The 2,730-nt window shown below is 37.2% G+C and carries 3 protein-coding genes; 1 reads left to right on the top strand and 2 read right to left on the bottom strand.

Going from position 1 to position 2,730, the window contains the following annotated elements:
* Window positions 1-420 precede the first annotated feature (420 nt).
* Complete coding sequence (locus ACH0QE_RS07045; protein WP_415799998.1) at window positions 421-609, bottom strand: hypothetical protein; 189 nt, start codon at window positions 607-609, stop codon at window positions 421-423.
* A gap of 105 nt (window positions 610-714) precedes the next feature.
* Window positions 715-1,677 carry a two-component system sensor histidine kinase NtrB gene (locus ACH0QE_RS07040; RefSeq protein ID WP_415799997.1) on the bottom strand — a complete coding sequence of 321 codons (963 nt, stop codon included), beginning with the start codon at window positions 1,675-1,677 and terminating at the stop codon, window positions 715-717.
* A 231-nt stretch (window positions 1,678-1,908) separates the two neighbouring features.
* Here ACH0QE_RS07040 and ACH0QE_RS07035 point away from each other — a divergent pair, with 231 nt between their 5' ends.
* Entirely contained in the window at window positions 1,909-2,604 is a 696-nt protein-coding gene (locus ACH0QE_RS07035; RefSeq protein WP_415799996.1) for an STAS domain-containing protein, read from the top strand.
* The last annotated feature ends 126 nt before the right edge of the window (window positions 2,605-2,730 follow it).

Below are 2,730 nucleotides of genomic sequence, written 5' to 3'. Positions count from 1 at the left end.
GAGGGAGAGTGGATATGTTTAAAATTACTGATAGCGCATATAAAATATTGCTTAAGGCCATAAAAAAGGAAAGTGAAGATGGGGAAAAGCTATACGTCCGACTGACGATGGGAATCGGCTGAGGAGGACCTCAGCTTAGAGTTGCTCTGGAGGAGCAGCCATTAACAAATGATCAGATTTATACATTTGACGAGGTTTCAATCCTGATTCATGAGGGTGATTCAGTTTACTTCGATAATACCAAACTAGATTATCTAAAAGATGTTTTCAGTTCGGGAAAGTTTAAACTCCTTAAAGTGTAACTTGTTAAAAGTAAAAAATGCGGTTCCCGAGGAACCGCATTTTAATAATGTTTTGGGTAACAGTACATCCTGGGGACTTCTTGTAGGGCTTGTAAGGTTAAGAGAGAAGAAAACTATACTACCATTCCGTTTTTTCCAGGAAATCCATTAGTTCGTTCATATTCTTTATTTTTAGTGTAGAAGGATCATTTTTGTCATTGTCATGAATATCAGTTAGAAATTCTACGATAAAATCATCTGGCGACGTTACATCAGCTGTTGTGGTTGTGTACACATAATTTTCAGCCAGCTTTATAACTTCTTCCATTTCAATCCGCCTTCTTTCTCCGGTTCTTACCTACATTTTACCAGTGAAAGAAGAGGGGAACTGTTTTCAATATGACAATTTTTCGACTAATCGAAAAGCTGTAAATTAAATAGCGGGGAGGGAAAATTCGAATATGGTCTTAAAGGGTTGAGTGGTAACCGTCATTTCTCCTCCATGATTTTCTATTATTTGCTTGCTGATTACCAGTCCCATACCGGTTCCGTCAGTTTTTGTTGTATAGAATGGAGTGAAGATTTTTTTCAGGGAGTATTCATCAATTCCATTACCATTATCTATTACACTAACATGAATGAATCCACCATCTTCATTTACAACCAATTTTATAGAACCTTTATTCCTCCGATTTCCTTCAACAGCCTCTATGGCATTTTTCAATAAATTGATTAACACTTGTTTGATCGCATTTTCATCTGCCAGTACATACACCTCTTCATCAGGAATCTCAATATCTATTTCGATATCCTTTAGAATCGACTCGCTTGAGAAAAGCTTGAACATACTTGCAGCTAACTTGTTAACAGATATCTTCTTTTTCTCAGAGGAGGCAGGTTTCAATACAGAAAGAAATTCAGTTAGTAAGCTGTTGGCTCGATTAAGTTCATCAAGAGCTACATCTGCGAACTCCTGCTTGCCGGCAGCCTGAAGGTCTGGCTGAAGCAACTGGATAAAACCCTTGATTGTTGTCAGTGGATTCCTTATTTCATGGGCTAACCCGGCCGCCAAATGGCTAGCTGAAGCAGCTTGATAATCACCTGTGGCTGATTGAATGGCGAGCTGTAGATTTTCTAAGGTCTGCTGTTTTTCAAAAATCTCCTGCTCGAGTTTCAGGTTTTTGCTTTCGAGAATTGCTTTTTCTTGATATAAATCAGCCATTGTCAACTCATCCTTCGTGATTGCCAGGTTATGATCTGGGATAGATATTGATAAGAAAGGCGGAAATAAACCTGGATTTACTGGACCTGCTAAGATTTGGTTCTTAGCGTATGACCTTTTCTTCTCCATTCCAGCACTTAATTGTGAGCGTGGAGAGTATTTCATAGCTTCCATCTGTATCCCCTCTTTTTTAAATATACTTTGAACTATGTTTGTTTGAAGCAATCTAGATTCGGGTAATTTCATCAGGAATTCACAATCTTTAACCTGGGCAACCTAAATTCGATTTCTTTCGAATGTATATGACATATTCATTTAAATTATACCAGCAAAAGTATGTGTTTTTTTATAAAGAACAAAAAAATATTTTAAAAAGAACTTTTTTATTGCAAAAGGAGCTATGAGATGGATAGAGCAATTCACTTATTTAAAAATTTCTTGATTGAAAGGGAAGAAAATGTAACAACCAATATATTGGATTCAATTGATAAAAATCAGCCAGAAGCGTACATCAAATTAACAAAAGTCAATTTATATAAAGAACAAATAAAAGAACTTATTCATTTGCTTGAAAGTTTTTTAATAGGGGAATTAGATGACGAAAGAATTAATGATTGGGGGAAACAGGTGAGTGAAGATAAAGTGCGGTTAGGTCTTTCGCTCAGTCAATCAGTTCAGCATTTTAATAGTATCCGTGGTGCACTGTGGGAAGAACTCTCTGATTTGGCAGATAAAATAAATGATCTTAGTGCGAGGGAAATTTTAAGGTTAGGCAATCTCGTTAACGACTTCTTTGACGGTTTAATCCTCACTTTCACGAATTCCTATACTGGACAGGCCAATAAGCGCCTCAGAGCACAGCAGGAGGTCATTGATGAACTAAGCACACCTGTCATTTCCATTGTTGATGGTGTGGCCGTTTTGCCGATCATTGGCGATATTGATACACATAGAGCAAGGATTTTGATGGAGTATACCCTGCGTGAAACGAAGAATAAGGAAGTTGACTGCCTGATTATGGACCTTTCAGGTGTTTTCATAGTTGATACTATGGTCGCGCAGGAGCTTTTCAAAATAATAGACAGCCTTAAACTACCATGAAAATTAACTTCTGCGATTCTGTAAAAAAGGCAATACTTAAGAAGACGCAGCTCGTTCGTTTTTTAAAAAGGGAGAGCGCCAAATTATTTGATCAATGGTAATTGGACGGACTGGTTTAAGATGCTT

The organism is Mesobacillus sp., assembly GCF_047739415.1.
In the GTDB taxonomy this organism is placed as follows: domain Bacteria; phylum Bacillota; class Bacilli; order Bacillales; family Cytobacillaceae; genus Mesobacillus.
Note: the sequence above shows the minus strand (reverse complement) of the source record. Positions and strands in the feature narration are given on the sequence as shown.